The 15,028-nt window shown below is 47.5% G+C and carries 12 protein-coding genes and 1 tRNA gene; 8 read left to right on the plus strand and 5 right to left on the minus strand.

The features are described 5' to 3' along the window. Positions 1 to 58 precede the first annotated feature (58 nt). The 3 genes from CWI78_RS03675 to CWI78_RS03685 are packed head-to-tail and all read right to left on the minus strand — an operon-like array spanning position 59 to position 2,669. Positions 59 to 1,486, minus strand: coding sequence for a sigma-54 dependent transcriptional regulator (locus tag CWI78_RS03675; protein WP_126780382.1), 1,428 nt, complete (start codon positions 1,484 to 1,486; stop codon positions 59 to 61). A 21-nt stretch (positions 1,487 to 1,507) separates the two neighbouring features. Next, positions 1,508 to 2,035, minus strand: coding sequence for a DUF1285 domain-containing protein (locus CWI78_RS03680; protein ID WP_126780383.1), 528 nt, complete (start codon positions 2,033 to 2,035; stop codon positions 1,508 to 1,510). A 10-nt stretch (positions 2,036 to 2,045) separates the two neighbouring features. Further along, positions 2,046 to 2,669, minus strand: a complete 624-nt coding sequence (locus CWI78_RS03685; protein ID WP_126780385.1) for a LuxR C-terminal-related transcriptional regulator — start codon at positions 2,667 to 2,669, stop codon at positions 2,046 to 2,048. A gap of 201 nt (positions 2,670 to 2,870) precedes the next feature. On the opposite strand from CWI78_RS03685, the gene CWI78_RS03690 reads away from it, so the two are divergent. The 3 genes from CWI78_RS03690 to pdxH are packed head-to-tail and all read left to right on the plus strand — an operon-like array spanning position 2,871 to position 6,783. Continuing rightward, positions 2,871 to 4,523, plus strand: a complete 1,653-nt coding sequence (locus tag CWI78_RS03690) for an amidohydrolase (RefSeq protein WP_126781028.1) — start codon at positions 2,871 to 2,873, stop codon at positions 4,521 to 4,523. 15 nt (positions 4,524 to 4,538) lie between these two features. After that, positions 4,539 to 6,086 (plus strand): response regulator, encoded by a 1,548-nt coding sequence (locus CWI78_RS03695; RefSeq protein ID WP_126780387.1) that lies wholly within the window; start codon positions 4,539 to 4,541, stop codon positions 6,084 to 6,086. 58 nt (positions 6,087 to 6,144) lie between these two features. Then, entirely contained in the window at positions 6,145 to 6,783 is a 639-nt protein-coding gene (gene pdxH / locus CWI78_RS03700) for a pyridoxamine 5'-phosphate oxidase (RefSeq protein ID WP_126780389.1), read from the plus strand. Here the strand turns inward: pdxH and CWI78_RS03705 are convergent. Continuing rightward, positions 6,764 to 7,834 (minus strand): Ldh family oxidoreductase, encoded by a 1,071-nt coding sequence (locus CWI78_RS03705; RefSeq protein ID WP_126780391.1) that lies wholly within the window; start codon positions 7,832 to 7,834, stop codon positions 6,764 to 6,766. The two genes, pdxH and CWI78_RS03705, sit on opposite strands and share 20 nt — an antisense overlap. A gap of 71 nt (positions 7,835 to 7,905) precedes the next feature. Between CWI78_RS03705 and CWI78_RS03710 the strand changes: the two genes are divergently transcribed. The 5 genes from CWI78_RS03710 to CWI78_RS03730 all read left to right on the plus strand — a co-directional run bounded on the left by CWI78_RS03710 (position 7,906) and on the right by CWI78_RS03730 (position 13,377). Then, positions 7,906 to 8,940 carry a 6-phosphofructokinase gene (locus CWI78_RS03710; RefSeq protein ID WP_126780393.1) on the plus strand — a complete coding sequence of 345 codons (1,035 nt, stop codon included), beginning with the start codon at positions 7,906 to 7,908 and terminating at the stop codon, positions 8,938 to 8,940. An 18-nt stretch (positions 8,941 to 8,958) separates the two neighbouring features. Next, positions 8,959 to 9,885, plus strand: a complete 927-nt coding sequence (gene speB / locus CWI78_RS03715) for an agmatinase (RefSeq protein WP_126780395.1) — start codon at positions 8,959 to 8,961, stop codon at positions 9,883 to 9,885. Position 9,886: 1 nt separating this feature from the next. Then, positions 9,887 to 11,797, plus strand: coding sequence for a biosynthetic arginine decarboxylase (speA, locus tag CWI78_RS03720; RefSeq protein ID WP_126780397.1), 1,911 nt, complete (start codon positions 9,887 to 9,889; stop codon positions 11,795 to 11,797). A 103-nt stretch (positions 11,798 to 11,900) separates the two neighbouring features. After that, positions 11,901 to 11,976 (plus strand) — tRNA-Phe (locus CWI78_RS03725). 165 nt (positions 11,977 to 12,141) lie between these two features. Beyond that, complete coding sequence (locus CWI78_RS03730; RefSeq protein WP_126780399.1) at positions 12,142 to 13,377, plus strand: integrase domain-containing protein; 1,236 nt, start codon at positions 12,142 to 12,144, stop codon at positions 13,375 to 13,377. 144 nt (positions 13,378 to 13,521) lie between these two features. Here CWI78_RS03730 and CWI78_RS03735 read toward each other — a convergent pair whose 3' ends face one another. Next, positions 13,522 to 15,024, minus strand: a complete 1,503-nt coding sequence (locus CWI78_RS03735; RefSeq protein WP_126780401.1) for a eukaryotic translation initiation factor 4 gamma — start codon at positions 15,022 to 15,024, stop codon at positions 13,522 to 13,524. Positions 15,025 to 15,028 lie beyond the last annotated feature (4 nt).

A 15,028-nucleotide genomic window follows, 5' to 3' on the forward strand; every position in this document is an offset into this window, starting at 1 on the left:
TTTATTTATCAGTTGATTACGAGGATATTATGATTGTCAAAAGACTGACGCTGTGACTTCAGTCTTTCTGAATTCCGTACTTTTTCATCTTTTCAACGAGCGTCGTGCGGCGCATACTCAATAACTCTGCGGCCTTAGCTACAACCCAGTCCGACTTTTCCAAAGCCTGAGCTATCATACCGGTTTCAATTTCGGTCAGCATGTCTTTCAAGTTAACACCGTCATCGGGTAATTCAGAATCCCCCGCAGGAGCAACTTCGTCCTCATCGGCTTCGTTAAAAATAGCACTCAGCGCTTCACGTTCCAGCATTTCCTCCGGGTAATCCGGTGTTGGGGCATTATGTTCAACGTGCTGATATTTGGGCGGCAAATCGGGTACATCGACCAGGCTGTCGGGGTGCATAATGGTCAAGCGCTCAATTAGGTTAGTCAGTTCGCGCACGTTGCCGGGCCAGCGATGATACGACAAAGACTCTAACGCCCGCTCAGTAAAACGCACGCCAACACCACGTTCCTTCTTAAAGCGCTGGGTCAGCTCCTGCAATAACAGAGGTACATCTTCCTGACGCTCCCGCAAGGCCGGCACTTCAATCGGAAAAACATTCAAACGGTAATACAAATCCTCACGAAATTTACCGTCAATGATCATCTGCTCCAGCTCACGGTGTGTTGCAGCAACCACGCGCACGTCGGCAATAATACTTTTATTGCCCCCAACGCGCTCGAAAGTTCTTTCCTGCAAAACGCGTAACAGTTTTACCTGCATTGGCATTGGCATATCGCCAATTTCGTCAAGAAAAAGAGTGCCGCCCTGAGCCAGTTCGAAGCGACCTTTGCGCGCACCAATAGCGCCAGTGAACGCACCTTTTTCGTGCCCAAAGAGTTCACTTTCCAGCAGGTCACCCGGTATCGCACCACAGTTAACTGGAACAAACGGCCCTTTGCTGCGTTCAGACAAGTCGTGAATACCTCGGGCAACCACTTCTTTACCCGTGCCCGACTCACCCAGAACCAACACATTCGCATCGGTTACCGCCACTTGTTCTATTAGCTGCCGCACATGTTTCATTGTGCGCCCGTTACCAACCAAAGTCTGTTCGAGTTTGCCACTACCCGGATGTCGTTTTCGCGCCGGCTTCACCGGCATTTGCTGATGATAGGCCTGACAGTAATGCAGCATGTTAGACAAGCTGGAATAGTCAAATGATTCTTCCAGTGGGCCAATAACATTGGCTTGCTGCAACGCAGAATTCTGACCATCACTAGCGCAAATAAAGGGGAGCTGAGGTGAGTTACCGGCTAACTCATGTAAGTTACCCACGCCGTTGCCTGCAATAACACAAAGTGCATCTGCAGCAGAGAGTTTAAGAGTGTCTGAAGGAGATATGACTTCAACGGTTTCACCAATAAAGGTTAATACCGTTTCAAAATGCTGACGACGCTCTGGCTGCTGTTCAACCAGGTAGACTATTCTTGTTTTTGTCATAGACGAGTTTACCGCAACGTCCTATTCCACATTTCCTAACACAAACGTTTCACCGGCGCTGGAGAGATACCATTGCTCCTGCCCATCAACCGTACGGGACTGCGCATGTGAAACCCACTGATAGAATACATTGCGATGTACTCTTGCTGTCAATCCTCTTTGCATCACAATATAAGGCACACCCTCTTTCATTGTGAGTGGATGTTCAGAACTGAGCACCAGAGTATCACCGATGTTGGTGGTTAACAGCAATAATTGCTGACCATCTTGTTTTAACTGCTGCCAGTCAACAATCACAAAGGGCGTATCTTCAACTGTAATTTTAACTTTCTCAGCGGGTGTAACTAAAAAGTACTCACCCTCTTCCACTACCAATACCGACGCAAATAATTTAACCAGCGCCTGCCGCTTTATCTGACTGCCTTGATAAAACCAGTCACCATTAGCGGCAATGTGAATAGGGATTTCACCGCAGTAAGGCGGATCCCACAATTCGGTCGGCGCATGTTGATGTTTTTCCAGCTCAGAAACTAAACGGTTCAGTGACATAAATCGAGACTTAATCGACCAGCTTTTTCTGCCTTAATAAATACCATAACGTTGCTTCTGTACGGTTTGAGACCTTGATGGCTTTAAATATTGCCGATAAGTGCACGCGAATCGTGCCTTCGGTAATACCCAAAATATTGGCGATTTCTTTATTCGATAAGCCCTGTGCTAATAACTGCATAATTTCCAGTTGGCGTGGCGACAGGAAACTTTCCGCACCGCTTGACTTATCACGGGGTTCATTTAAATGCGGATCATCAGGAATATAGCGATCACCATTCAATAAAGCCCGAATAGCCATTTTCGCCTGTTCAGCCGAGCTGTCTTTCGGCAGATAACTCCGTACACCCGCAGCCAGCACCTGACGCACTTCAGAAATTGCTCTTGGGCGGGTAAACAGCACAATGTGCGTGCGCGGGGCAACCTTTTTCAAACGTTGCAATGCCGGTCTAATTTCAGCGTCAGGTAAATCCATTTCCAGAAAAATCAAATCATAATCATCGGCCGATAAATAACTTTCCGCAATTTCAAACGACTCAGCTTCGTAAATTGACGGCTGATTTGCATAGTTAGTAAGAATTTGTATAAGACCGGCGCGCATAAAAAACTGCGGGTCAATAATTAGAACTTTCATCCTGAGATCCAAAATAATGCTTATTCAATTAACTTTTAGCATACCTAAAATATAACAGACAGCAAGTTTTTTACGGGAGCTTAACGGGCGAAAGAAGCTCATGTTAAGTTAGTTAACAAAAACTTCCGGTAACGCCTAGGCGCTTGTATAGAAAAAACGCTATAGTGTTGCCTACGTTTTTATTCACGGAGTTTTATGACTATGCGACGCATTACCTGCCTGGTTATCAGCCTGGGCTTATCAGCTTCGGCCATTGCCGATACCTTATATACTAATATGAATGGCTATACCCTGACCAGTCCGGCCGGAGAGCAGGCAGTATTGCAGGAGTTCTCAAGTATGCTGGTCGAGAATGGAAGAATTCAGGCCATTGGCAAAGAGGCGCTCGCTCAGCGTTTCGCTGAAACTGATAACATCGTTGATATGCAAGGTAAAACCGTGTTTCCTGGTTTAACGGATGCGCATGGCCATATTCAGAGTCTGGGTAACAGCTTACTGCAGGTTGACCTGCGTGACACCGAGTCCGTTTCTGCCGCAGTACAAAAGGTAAGAACTTACGCAGATGAACAGCCACAAATGAAATGGATAACGGGTCGCGGCTGGAACCAGGAGCAATGGCAGCAAAACAGCTTTCCAAGTGCCGCGCATCTTGATGAAGTGGTCAACGATCGCCCTGTCTGGCTAATGCGCATCGACGCACACGCGGGCTGGGCCAACAGCGAAGCCTTACGCCTGGCTGGTATTGATAAAGACACCGTTGCTCCTGAGGGTGGTGAGATTATCCGTGACGAACAGGGTAACCCGACCGGTGTTCTTGTTGACAATGCGATGCAGTTGGTCGAAGACATTATTCCCGAGCCATCGCTTGAGCAACAGCGTTCTGCTTACGAACTCGCTTTCCAGCATCTCATTAAGTTAGGTATTACCAGTGTTCACGATGCCGGTATTAACTCTAATGAAATTTCGGTTTATAAAGGGCTACACCATCAAGGGCGTATGCCACTTCGAGTTTATGGGATGATTGCTGCGACAGAGCCCAAATTAGCTCAACTACTGGCAGAAGGCCCCTACGAAAGTCACGATCAAAAACTAACCATCCGCAGCGTTAAAATATACGCCGACGGAGCCTTAGGCAGCCGTGGTGCCGCTTTAATCGAACCCTATAGTGACGACCACGATAATCATGGTCTGATGGTGACTTCCGAAGAAAAAATTCGCGACCTTTATGAACTGATTATTCCACACGGTTTTCAGATCAACACGCACGCCATCGGCGATCGCGCCAACCGTGTCGTACTGGACAATATGGCAGAAATCTATGAGGAACTCGGTGGCCGTAATTTACGTAACCGCATAGAACACGCCCAAATCGTCCACCCGGATGACTTAGAACGCTTTAGCGAGCTGAACCTTATTGCTTCAATGCAACCAACGCACGCAACCAGCGACAAAAACATGGCTGAAGATCGTCTTGGCTCTGAGCGCATGGCCGGTGCTTATGCCTGGCAGACGCTGCTGGATCAGGGCACCGTTATTGCTGCAGGCTCCGACTTCCCAGTTGAGCTAGCCAACCCTTTCTACGGACTGCACGCCGCCGTCACTCGCCAGGACCGCAGTGACCTGCCAACGGGTGGCTGGTATGCCGAAGAGAAAATGAGCCTGGAGCAGGCATTACGTTCATTTACTATCGATGCAGCTTACAGCGCGTGGCAAGAAAAGTCGCTGGGTTCACTCGAACCCGGTAAATGGGCTGACTTCATAGTGCTGGGACAAGATCCTTTTGCCGCCGACGCCAGCAATATCTGGCAAACCCAGGTTGAGCAAACGTACGTTGCCGGTAAAAGAGTTTACTAAAAGGGATACGCCAGCATGAATGACGATTTTCTATTTTCCGAAGATGAACCCGAGATTGCTGAAGAAGAAATTGTAGAGCCCTATCACGTATTAATTGTTGATGATGATGAGGAAATACACACCATCACCAAAATGGCTCTGGGTGAATTTAAACTGGATGGCCGTCCGTTAAAGTTTTATTCCGTTTATTCTGGCAAAGACGCTATTGAATTTTTACAGGACAATAGCGACATTGCCATGATGCTGTTAGATGTGGTGATGGAAACCGATCACGCCGGCTTAGACGTTGCTCGTTGGGTGCGGGAAACCCGGAAAAACCGCTTAATTCGCATTGTCCTGCGTACCGGCCAGCCGGGTCAGGCACCAGAAGAGGACGTCATAGCGCGTTATGACATTGATGACTATAAGGAAAAGACCGAGCTGACTTATCGCAAGTTAGTGACTCTGATGTACTCTTGTCTGCGCGCCTATCGAGACTTGAAGTCCATTGAGCGTAATAAGCGGGGGCTGGAGAAAGTCATTAATGCTTCTGCAGAGGTGTTTTCCGCGCGCTCAATGCATGGCCTCTGCCAGGGGATATTAGAGCAGCTGGTGGCGTTAATCACCTTATCTGACGATGCCATGTATTGTCGAATCGACTCTCTTACCGCCAGCTCCAATACCAGTGAACCCTTTGAAATTATTGGTGGCACCGGCGAGTACGAAGACGCTGCCGGACAACCTGTCAGAAGCGAAATTGACTGGGAAATTGTGCGCCCAATGCAGCAAAACTCGCAGAATGTCGATTTCCGTATTGTTGACGGTAACTACTACGGTCTTTATAAAACCAGCAGTTCCCGCCAGTACTTGCTCTTTATTCGTGGTGTTCGTGATTTATCTGAGCTGGATCAAAATCTACTGGGTCTTTTTGTGAATAATAGCTCCATTGCTATCGATAATCTGCAGGCCACCGAAAACGAGCGCGAAGCACAGCGCGAACTGCTTTATAGTGTTGGCGAAGCGATTGAAAAACATTCCATTGATGAAATTAGTCATCATGTTAAACGCTCAGCCGAGATGGCCGGACAACTGGCTATTTTTTCTGGTGCAACACACGAGCAGGCCGAAGCATTAAAGCAAGCCGCGTCGGTCTATGACATTGGCAAAGTATCGGTACAAATGGAGCTTGCTCAAAGCGCCGATGTCTTAAGTATTCACGACTATGAAGAAATTATGCGAAAGGTGATTCAGGGGCATGATTATTTGCGTCAGACCGACACGGCGGTCGCCAAGATCGCAGCCGCCATTGCGCAGGATATTCACGAGCGCTGGAATGGCTTAGGTTTCCCAAGCCAAAAGGCCGGCAAAGACATTGACTTTAATGCCCGTATAATGACCATTACCAGTCACTTTGATGCGCTACGCACACAGCGCAATTACCGTGACGCAAAAGAGACCGAAGACGCCGCTGATTATCTGCTGCAGCACAGCGGCAGTTTCTTCGATCCTGAACTGGTCGGGCTTATGCTGGACAATTTGGATGCGATGGAAAAAATACGACAGCGTTATCTGGATAAAAAATAATATAATAAGCGACTGGAAACTGAAAACGGGGCCTTCCCCAAATCCATAAGGAGCGGTCATGGATTTACAAGCAATGCGCAGAGAGTACGGGTTAGGCAGTTTGCACCGTGAGCAACTGGACTCAGACCCGGTCAAACAATTTGAACTCTGGATGCAACAAGCAATAGACAGCGGCTTATTGAGCGATCCGACCGCGATGACGGTAGCAACGGTCAATGATGAACGTATCCCAAGCCAGCGTATTGTTTTATTAAAAGGCTATGACCATAAAGGCTTCCGTTTTTACACCAATAAAAACAGTCAAAAAGGTCAGGATATAAGCACTAACTCGCAGGTGAACCTTCATTTTGCCTGGCTTCCGCTGGAACGACAAATTAGCATTACCGGCAGCGCTATCCCACTGGACAGTGAAGATAACGATCGCTACTTCCACTCTCGTCCCAAAGAAAGTCAGGTAGCCGCCCTTGCTTCGCAGCAAAGCCGACCGATAGAAAGCCGCGATATATTGGAAAGCCACTATCAGTCGCTACTGCGCGAATATGAGAATACCCAAGTGCCACGCCCCGAGCACTGGGGTGGTTATTGCGTCGAACCACAGCAATTTGAGTTCTGGCAAGGCGGTCAGCATCGTTTGCATGACCGCTACCTGTACAGCAAAGATGGCGCTAACTGGCGTATTACTCGCTTACAGCCTTAGGTAATTCAACCCCACAGAACTCAGCGCAGCGTTGCAAAACCTTTAACGTTGCGCGGCTGTAATAAACCCCCTGCTGCAATTGCTCACGTCTGCGCCGCTGAGCCGCCTCTCCGGGAATTCGCACCGGTTGTTTCGGGTCGGCTGCCGCACTTTTCCGGCTATCTTCTAACAAGTCATCAACCTGCTGTAAAAACGCCTGTTTTTCCCCAAAGGCTTCCGGGTCAACCACTTGTATCCAGACCGAGTTTGCATCACCGTCGTCTGCACCCTGCCGACGACCATACTGGCTTAACGCCATGGACCAAATTTCGCTGAATAATGTTAGACCGTAGCCTTTATAACCCAACTGCTCACCGCCTAACGGCGCTATTGCACTGCCTGGCGAGTCAAAAAAGGTTAACGGGTCGTCGGTCCATTCGCCATCGGCTTTAATCAATGCTTTGTATGGCAACTTCGTGCCGTTGGCTTTTGCCTGACGCACTTTGCCGGCAGCAGTCATTGAAAAACTGATATCGAACAATAAGGGCTCCCCGGAGCTGGGTACACCCACCGCAAACGGATTGGGAGAAAACACCGCCTCTTTACCGCCAAACGGAGCCACAGCGCGCTGCCCCGGCGTTGAGCACATAAGACTCACCACCAGCCCCTGCTCCGTCGCAATGGTCAAATAAGCAGCGAGTGAGGCCACATGCTGACTGCGTCTTACAACCACCGTTCCGGTACCGGCTTGCTTGGCCATTTTGCAGGCGGCATCAATAGCCTGTGGCACAACATAAGGCCCCGGCAGAAACTGAGCGTCCCAGTTAGCGACCGCAGCACGCTCACTGAGTACCACCGGCTGCCCTTTTGCCAGGCTCTTGCCGTCACGCAGCCATTGGCAATTGTTCAGCAGGCGAATTAAACCATGGGTACTAAAACCCAGTAAATCGCCTTCCAACAGGTAATAACTCACATTGCGCGCGACCTCCCCCGAAGCCCCCGCCTCGGTCAGACAAGTGCGCGCCCAGTCCGATAATTCTGAATAATCAAAACGTACAACATCAGTGCTCATGAAATTTCCTCTTGGTCACGGCCTGCAGGTCGTTTAAGCTACGCATAAGACATTATCAAGGAGTAGAGATTGTGTCATCTGCTAACACAATAAACCGCATTGCCATTATAACCAGTGGTGGCGATGCCCCAGGCATGAACGCTGCACTCCGTGCCGTGGTTCTGGCCGCAGAGAACTATGGTATCGAAGTCATGGGTTTTCGTCATGGCTATGAAGGACTGTTGAACAACGACTTTGTAAAATTAGACCGTGAAGACGTTGAACACATATTGCAGTATTCCGGCACCATTATTAAAAGTGCCCGCAGCGAGCGCTTTAAAACCGAGGACGGTGCACGCGAAGCGGCAACCAATTTGGATGCGCACCAAATTGATGCTTTTATCGTGATTGGCGGCGACGGCTCGTTTCGTGGCGCTGAGCATTTGGCTAACTTCTGGAAAGGTCCCATTGTCGGTATTCCGGGAACCATCGATAACGATCTCTTTGGTACGGATAATACGATTGGCTACGACACGGCAGTAGAAACGGCTATGGACGCGCTGGATAAAATCCGGGATACCGCGGAAGCCATGGATCGCGTATTCATTGTTGAGGTAATGGGCCGCAATGCCGGTTATATTGGTATTAGCAGCGCTATGGCAAGCGGTGCTGAGCGCATGATTTTACCCGAGTTGCAGAAAGATAAACCCTTAACGGTTGCCGCTCTGGTTAAACACATAGAATCGGTACAGCGTGTTCGGGGTAATTCCAGCTACGTCATGGTACTGTGCGAAAATCAATGGCCCGGTGGTGCGGTTCGACTTGCGGAACAGTTAGAAGATCGTCTTAACTTACCGTGTCGCCCTTGTTTATTAGGTCACGTTCAGCGTGGTGGTCGACCGACCGCCATGGATCGTATTTTAGGTACTCGTCTGGGTGTGCACGCTGTTGAATTAGTCCGCCAACAAAAAACTGGCGTTATGGCCGGCGTTACGGCGAATGAACTCAGCGAAACACCATTAGCCGATACCTGGACCAAGCGTAAAAAATTGAGCGAAGAGTTAATTAATATTCAACAAAGTCTGTTTAATCCGATCAAAAAAGATCGCAGCAAATCGACACAGTAAGAGAGGTCTGCAACGACAATGCCCCTAACGCCACTAACGGTGCCACTACCCGTACCATTAAATGACCCGAGCCGCCCGTTTTTCGGCGCGGAGCACAGCACCGACTTACATCCGGGACATACCCATATTCTTGGGTTTGGTTTTGATGGTACCGCCTGTTTTCGTAAAGGCACCCGAGAAGGGCCCGACGGTTTACGCGCGGTTTCTGAGGACATTGAGTCTTACTCGCCGTATCTCGATGCCGATTTAGAAGACCAAAGCTTCTACGACTTAGGCAACCTGCGGCTGGGCTTCGATGACGACGAAGAAAAGCAATGGCATCATGCGGTTCATGACTTTAACGCGATATTTGATTCCGTCGACCTGGCTCAGGAAAAAATTAAACTGCTGACCTTAGGTGGTGAGCATTCTATTTCCTATGCGCCTATTGTGAAGTACTTGAGACAATACCCCGATATGGTGTTGCTGCATCTGGATGCTCACGCGGATTTACGCGATGGCTTCCTCGGTTACCATTATTCACACGCGTCTATTATTCGCCGTTCGGTCGACCACTTTGGTCCCGGCCATGAGCTCATTCAGTACGGCATTCGCTCTGGTACACGCGACGAGTACCAATGGATGAAAGAACACAAAACCATTCGCAGCTCGCGTAAAGACTTCCTCGACAGTGTTGAGGCTATTGCTAAGGATCGTCCGGTTTACCTGACGCTGGATCTCGATTATTTCGATCCTTCCTTTTTACCAGGCACAGGAACTCCGGAACCGGGCGGTGAAGATTTCCATTCCTTTGTCAGCCTGATGAAGCTACTACGGCAGAAAAATCTGGTCGGTGCTGACGTGGTTGAATTGTCACCACAAATAGACCCAACCGGTAACTCCGACGTGTTCGCCGCTAAAATTGTGCGCGAATTATTACTCGTATTACAACAGTCGGGAGCCTGAGATGTCAGACTGGAATATCGATCAAGCAGAAGAATTGTACGGCGTTAACCGCTGGGGCGCGGGCTATTTCTCGATTGGCGAAAACGGCAACATTCAAATTCGACCCAACCATCGCCTGCCAGATGTCACCATTGATATGAAGGAAGTGGTGGATGAAATTGTTTCGGAAGGCATTCAGTTTCCGGCCGTTATCCGCTTTCACGACATTTTGCGCTCGCAGGTTGAAATCATTAACGAAACTTTCGGTAAGCTGATAGCTGACGCTAATTATCAAGGTCAGTACTGCGGCGTATTCCCCATTAAAGTGAATCAGATGCGCGAAGTGGTTGAAGAGATCATGGACGCCGGTGAACCTTATAACTATGGCCTTGAGGCTGGCTCTAAGCCGGAGCTTATGGCAGTAATGGCGTACAACGACAACCCCGATGCGCTGACCATTCTCAATGGCTACAAAGACAAAGACTACCTGACTCTGGCACTGCTTGGCCGCCAGCTTAAACGCAAGATGATCATCGTTATTGAAAAGTTCAGCGAACTGGAAATGCTGATCCCGCTGGCGAAAAAAATGGGTGTTGAACCCATGATTGGCCTGCGCTCAAAAATGATGGTGAAAAGCTCCGGTAAGTGGGCCAGCTCAAGCGGCGACCGCGCCAAGTTTGGTTTAAGTATTGCAGAAATACTGAATGTTATTGAACGCCTGCGTGAAGAAGACATGCTGCACTGCGCCAAGCTGCTGCATTTTCACATTGGCAGCCAGTTGTCAGACATTCGTAAAATTAAGGAAGCCGTTAACGAAGGTGCGCGTTTGTACGCCAAATTAGTACAAGAAGGTGTGCCTTTAGAATATCTGGATATCGGCGGTGGTCTAGGCATCGACTACGACGGTACCAGCACAACCAGCGATTCGTCACGTAACTACTCCACAGAAGAGTACGTAGCTGACGTGGTCTGGGGTGTTAAACAAATTTGTGACCTGGAACAGGTACCCCACCCTAACTTAGTCAGTGAAAGTGGTCGGGCTATGACCGCGCACCACAGCTGCGTGGTCACCAATATTGTGGGCGAAATGAAACCAGCGGGTACACAGTTCGATATCAGCGCCAGCGAGAACGAACACATTCTGGTTAAGAATATGCGCGAACTGCACAGCTCCGGCGACCAATTCCACCCACAGGAGCGTTATAACGACGCCGCCGGCTATAAACAAAATGCCTACGAAGCCTTTAAATTGGGTATTTTATCGCTGAATGAAATGGCCAAGCTGGACACCATGTACTGGCAAATACTCACCGACATTCACCACTCACTGGATAAAGACAGTTACGTTATTCAGGAACTGGAAGAGTTAGAGGATATGCTTGCCAGCCAGTATCTGTGCAACTTTTCGGTATTTCAGTCAGCCGCCGATACCTGGGCCATTGGGCAGGTTTTGCCTATCGTCCCTATCTCGCGCTTGAACGAACAGCCCGAAGTGCGCTGCTCTATTGCCGATATTACCTGCGATAGTGACGGTAAGCTCAGCAAATACATTGAAGGCACTGAAATTAGCGATAACATTCCGATGCATAGCCTGCGCAAAGGCGAGGATTACCACGTGGGGTTGTTTCTGACCGGTGCCTACCAGGACGTTATGGGCGACATGCACAACCTGTTTGGCCGTCTGACCGAAGTGCATGTGTATTGCCACGACGATGAACCCGGCGACTTCTATATTGAAGAAGTGGTACCGGGTACATCGGCCGAAAAAGTACTACAAACTATGCAGTACAATACCGAGTACATGGCCAAAACCGTGAAGAAACAAATTGACCGCCAGGTACGCCAAGGTTCCTTAGCGCCACGTGAAGGTGTCCGCTGGACAAACTTTTACGAGCACTGTTTAGCCGGAAGCACCTACTTACGCGTTGAATAATTCACCAAAACAGGCGTGTAGTGCGCAATTACTGAGCAAACAGTAAAAAAGCAACGAAAAGCGGTTGACTCGAAACCGAAAAAAACGTTTAATACACGCCGTTGCCCGGATAGCTCAGTCGGTAGAGCAGAGGATTGAAAATCCTCGTGTCGGTGGTTCGATTCCGCCTCCGGGCACCACTTCCCCCTCCTTAGTGGTCCTCATTTGTACTTTAACCCCTTATTAATCAATAGCTTTAGCTGGATTAAGGTCTTTTTAAGTCCTTTTGGGTTCAGTAATATCCACACTTTTTAGTACACTGTTTAGTAACACAGAACAAAATGTACTAAAGGCGTGTTACTAAAATGCCCAGGATCACTAAACCACTAAGCGCTCGAGAAGTTAGCGAGGCTAAGCCCAAAGAAAAAGAATACAATCTTTCAGATGGTCAAGGATTGCACTTGAGGGTCAAACCCTCTGGTAAGAGAGTCTGGATCTTTAATTACTTTGAGCCTTTCACCAAGCGTCGAAGAAATTTAACCCTTGGCACCTTTCCTGATTTGTCTTTGGCTTTAGCGCGTGAAAAGCGTGATGCCAACAGAAAATTGCTCGCCCAGGATATTGACCCGATATCTCACCGAGACGAACAGTTTGAAACAAAACGAGCAGCTGCCAACAATACATTCAAAGCTGTTGCTGAACGTTGGATCGAGATACACCGTACTAAAGTAAAACCTGACACTGCCAACAAAATCTGGCGCTCTCTGGAAAATGATGTATTTCCGCGCGTCGGCTCAATTCCCATAGAGCAACTAACCGCACCAAAAGCCATAGAAGTCATTCAAACACTGACCAAACGAAATAGCTTCGAAATGGCGCGTAAAGTCGCCCGCCGGATGAATAACGTTATGTCGTTCGCGGTTAACGTGGGCATAGTCCACCATAACCCTCTGACAGGCATTAATCAGATGATACCCTCATCGAGGGTTAAGAATATGCCAACACTGGCTCCTGATGAATTACCAGAGCTCATGCGAGCTTTAAACTTTGCCAACATTAAGTACGTGACTCGTTGCTTGATTGAATGGCAACTCCACACCATGGTCCGCCCAGGTGAAGCCGTTCAAGCACGCTGGCAAGAAATAGACTTTGATAAAGAAATGTGGGCGATTCCAGCAGAAAGAATGAAAATGGGACGATCACACGAAGTGCCACTAACCAAGCAGTCATTAGCGCTACTAGAGTTCATGCAGCCACTGAGCGGCCACAGAGAATTCATATTCCCCTCTGATAGGGCTCCCCTTAAGCATGCCAATAAAGAAACCGCTAACATGGCACTCAAACGCATGGGATTCGAAGGTCGTTTAGTTGCTCACGGCCTTAGAGCCCTAGCCAGCACCACGCTTAACGAACAGGGCTTTGATAAGGATGTTATTGAGGTTGCGCTGGCGCATATCGACAAAGACAAAATTCGGGGAGCGTACAACCGCGCTACTTACATTAAGCAGCGCAGAGAAATGATGGAATGGTGGTCTGAGCATATTGAGACAGCATCTAGAGGTTCTCTGAGCCTCTTGTCAGCAACTAAGAAGGAAGTTTAATTCCAAGAACTAGGCTTAAGTTAAAGATACCTTATATTAATGTTCACAGCTAATCGAGTTACAGTTAGTCCGCTTTGTGCTATGCGATAATTAAAGCTGAGTGAGACTTTAGCTTTATAATAGCAAGTAGAACCTGTTTAACACTTACAAAGATCTATCTACACTGGTAAAAGAATATAACTCGTCTTTTTTCGTGTTCCTGACTTCATACGGTGAGCGATAATCTGCATTATTGATACATAACTCCGCGAGATAGTAGTCCTCGACAATCATTCTCCTAATATTTTCTCTAGTTTTTGGATCATCTAAGTATCGATCGTCTTTAAATGCTGCGTGCGGAATACCCTCTTTGGAGTCGATGGGCTTATCCTTTTCACTTAACTCATAGCCTTCCTTTAAAATAAAATGATCATATTGACTATTATAGTACTCGAGAACGGATGAGAACTCTCCAGCAAATAAACCATTTCTAGTTGCAGTAGTTTCGTACTCTTCCTCTAGCAAGTCTATTATTTCATCCGCTATCGAATTTACACTTCTCGGCACATTTTTACTGATATTGACCTTCATCCATAGAAAAAGCCCTACTGCTCGCCTTACATTGTCTTGCTTTAGCCCCTGCTTACTTTTAGGTAGTTCTTCATTAACTTTAGTTATTTCATTTAAGGTTTCGTAATATTCGTTAATCATCACAGCCAAACGACTAACAAGTTTATCTAAACGCTTAACCTTAAAGTAAAAACGCTCTGTTTCATCATTAGAGTCGGCTACTCCATACTTCTCTTTCAAGTTTGCTCTTCTTTTGGTCCGCTCCAGCCACCTTATTGTTTTAGCCAATTTTGCGGTATCTACAGGTACTAAACTATATCCTTTAAACTGAATGCTTTGCAGCCTCAAAACTTCTAACACATGTCTTCGCTTGCACCGAGTTCTGTCGATATAAAGAGCGAAATCGTATCCCTGACTATCACCTATGATCTTTCTCTCACTACGGTCATCCCACAGGCGTTTCATTTGTTCTTTAATATGAAATTCTTTATCACCCTCGTGATAGAAGATAACGAGATCCCAGTTATCTGCAATTTTCGTTTCCTGAGATGCGATAGATACCTGTACAGCCTTTGAGGGCCTATGGTATCTAGGATAGGAATAGATTTTTGTTTTTAAGATGTCATTATGGGCAACAATTATTTTTTTGACGAAAGCTTTCCAGGCAATATCAAATCTTTGTTCTGAGTAGAGCGACACAACGAGATAACCTAGTCTTCTGGTCGATTCATACAAAACTTTGACCGAATCAACCTCTTGCGAGTCTAGTTTCTCGAACGGATGATCGTAAGTTTCCAAAAGCAACTCAAAATCTTTATTAAAAAATTCATCTGTTTGAGTCCGCTTATGAAAACTATACACAAGGCAATTTGAGAGGTTTATAAGATGCCCTCGGTACCCGTTTTGATCGCTTTTTAAAAATCTCGGAACAAAATTATACTTATCAGCAATGACTTCTAACCACTGAAAAGTAGCTTCTACCTCTTCTCTTAATCGCCCTTGCCTGAACAGCGACTTCCTTACATGAAGCTTTGTATATGTGTAGCGCCACCAATTACGATAGAAGGCATCTTCTGACAAAATCTCGTTATCTAACAACTGA

The organism is Idiomarina ramblicola, assembly GCF_003987255.1.
GTDB lineage: Bacteria > Pseudomonadota > Gammaproteobacteria > Enterobacterales > Alteromonadaceae > Idiomarina > Idiomarina ramblicola.

Excerpts from the sequence above, each read along its gene's own strand:
- CWI78_RS03685 (WP_126780385.1), bottom strand. The coding sequence starts at position 2,669 with ATGAAAGTTCTAATTATTGACCCGCAGTTTTTTATGCGCGCCGGTCTT.
- CWI78_RS03690 (WP_126781028.1), top strand. The coding sequence starts at position 2,871 with ATGCGACGCATTACCTGCCTGGTTATCAGCCTGGGCTTATCAGCTTCG.
- pdxH (WP_126780389.1), top strand. The coding sequence starts at position 6,145 with ATGGATTTACAAGCAATGCGCAGAGAGTACGGGTTAGGCAGTTTGCAC.
- CWI78_RS03675 (WP_126780382.1), bottom strand. The coding sequence starts at position 1,486 with ATGACAAAAACAAGAATAGTCTACCTGGTTGAACAGCAGCCAGAGCGT.
- CWI78_RS03695 (WP_126780387.1), top strand. The coding sequence starts at position 4,539 with ATGAATGACGATTTTCTATTTTCCGAAGATGAACCCGAGATTGCTGAA.
- CWI78_RS03705 (WP_126780391.1), bottom strand. The coding sequence starts at position 7,834 with ATGAGCACTGATGTTGTACGTTTTGATTATTCAGAATTATCGGACTGG.
- CWI78_RS03680 (WP_126780383.1), bottom strand. The coding sequence starts at position 2,035 with ATGTCACTGAACCGTTTAGTTTCTGAGCTGGAAAAACATCAACATGCG.
- speA (WP_126780397.1), top strand. The coding sequence starts at position 9,887 with ATGTCAGACTGGAATATCGATCAAGCAGAAGAATTGTACGGCGTTAAC.
- CWI78_RS03730 (WP_126780399.1), top strand. The coding sequence starts at position 12,142 with ATGCCCAGGATCACTAAACCACTAAGCGCTCGAGAAGTTAGCGAGGCT.
- speB (WP_126780395.1), top strand. The coding sequence starts at position 8,959 with ATGCCCCTAACGCCACTAACGGTGCCACTACCCGTACCATTAAATGAC.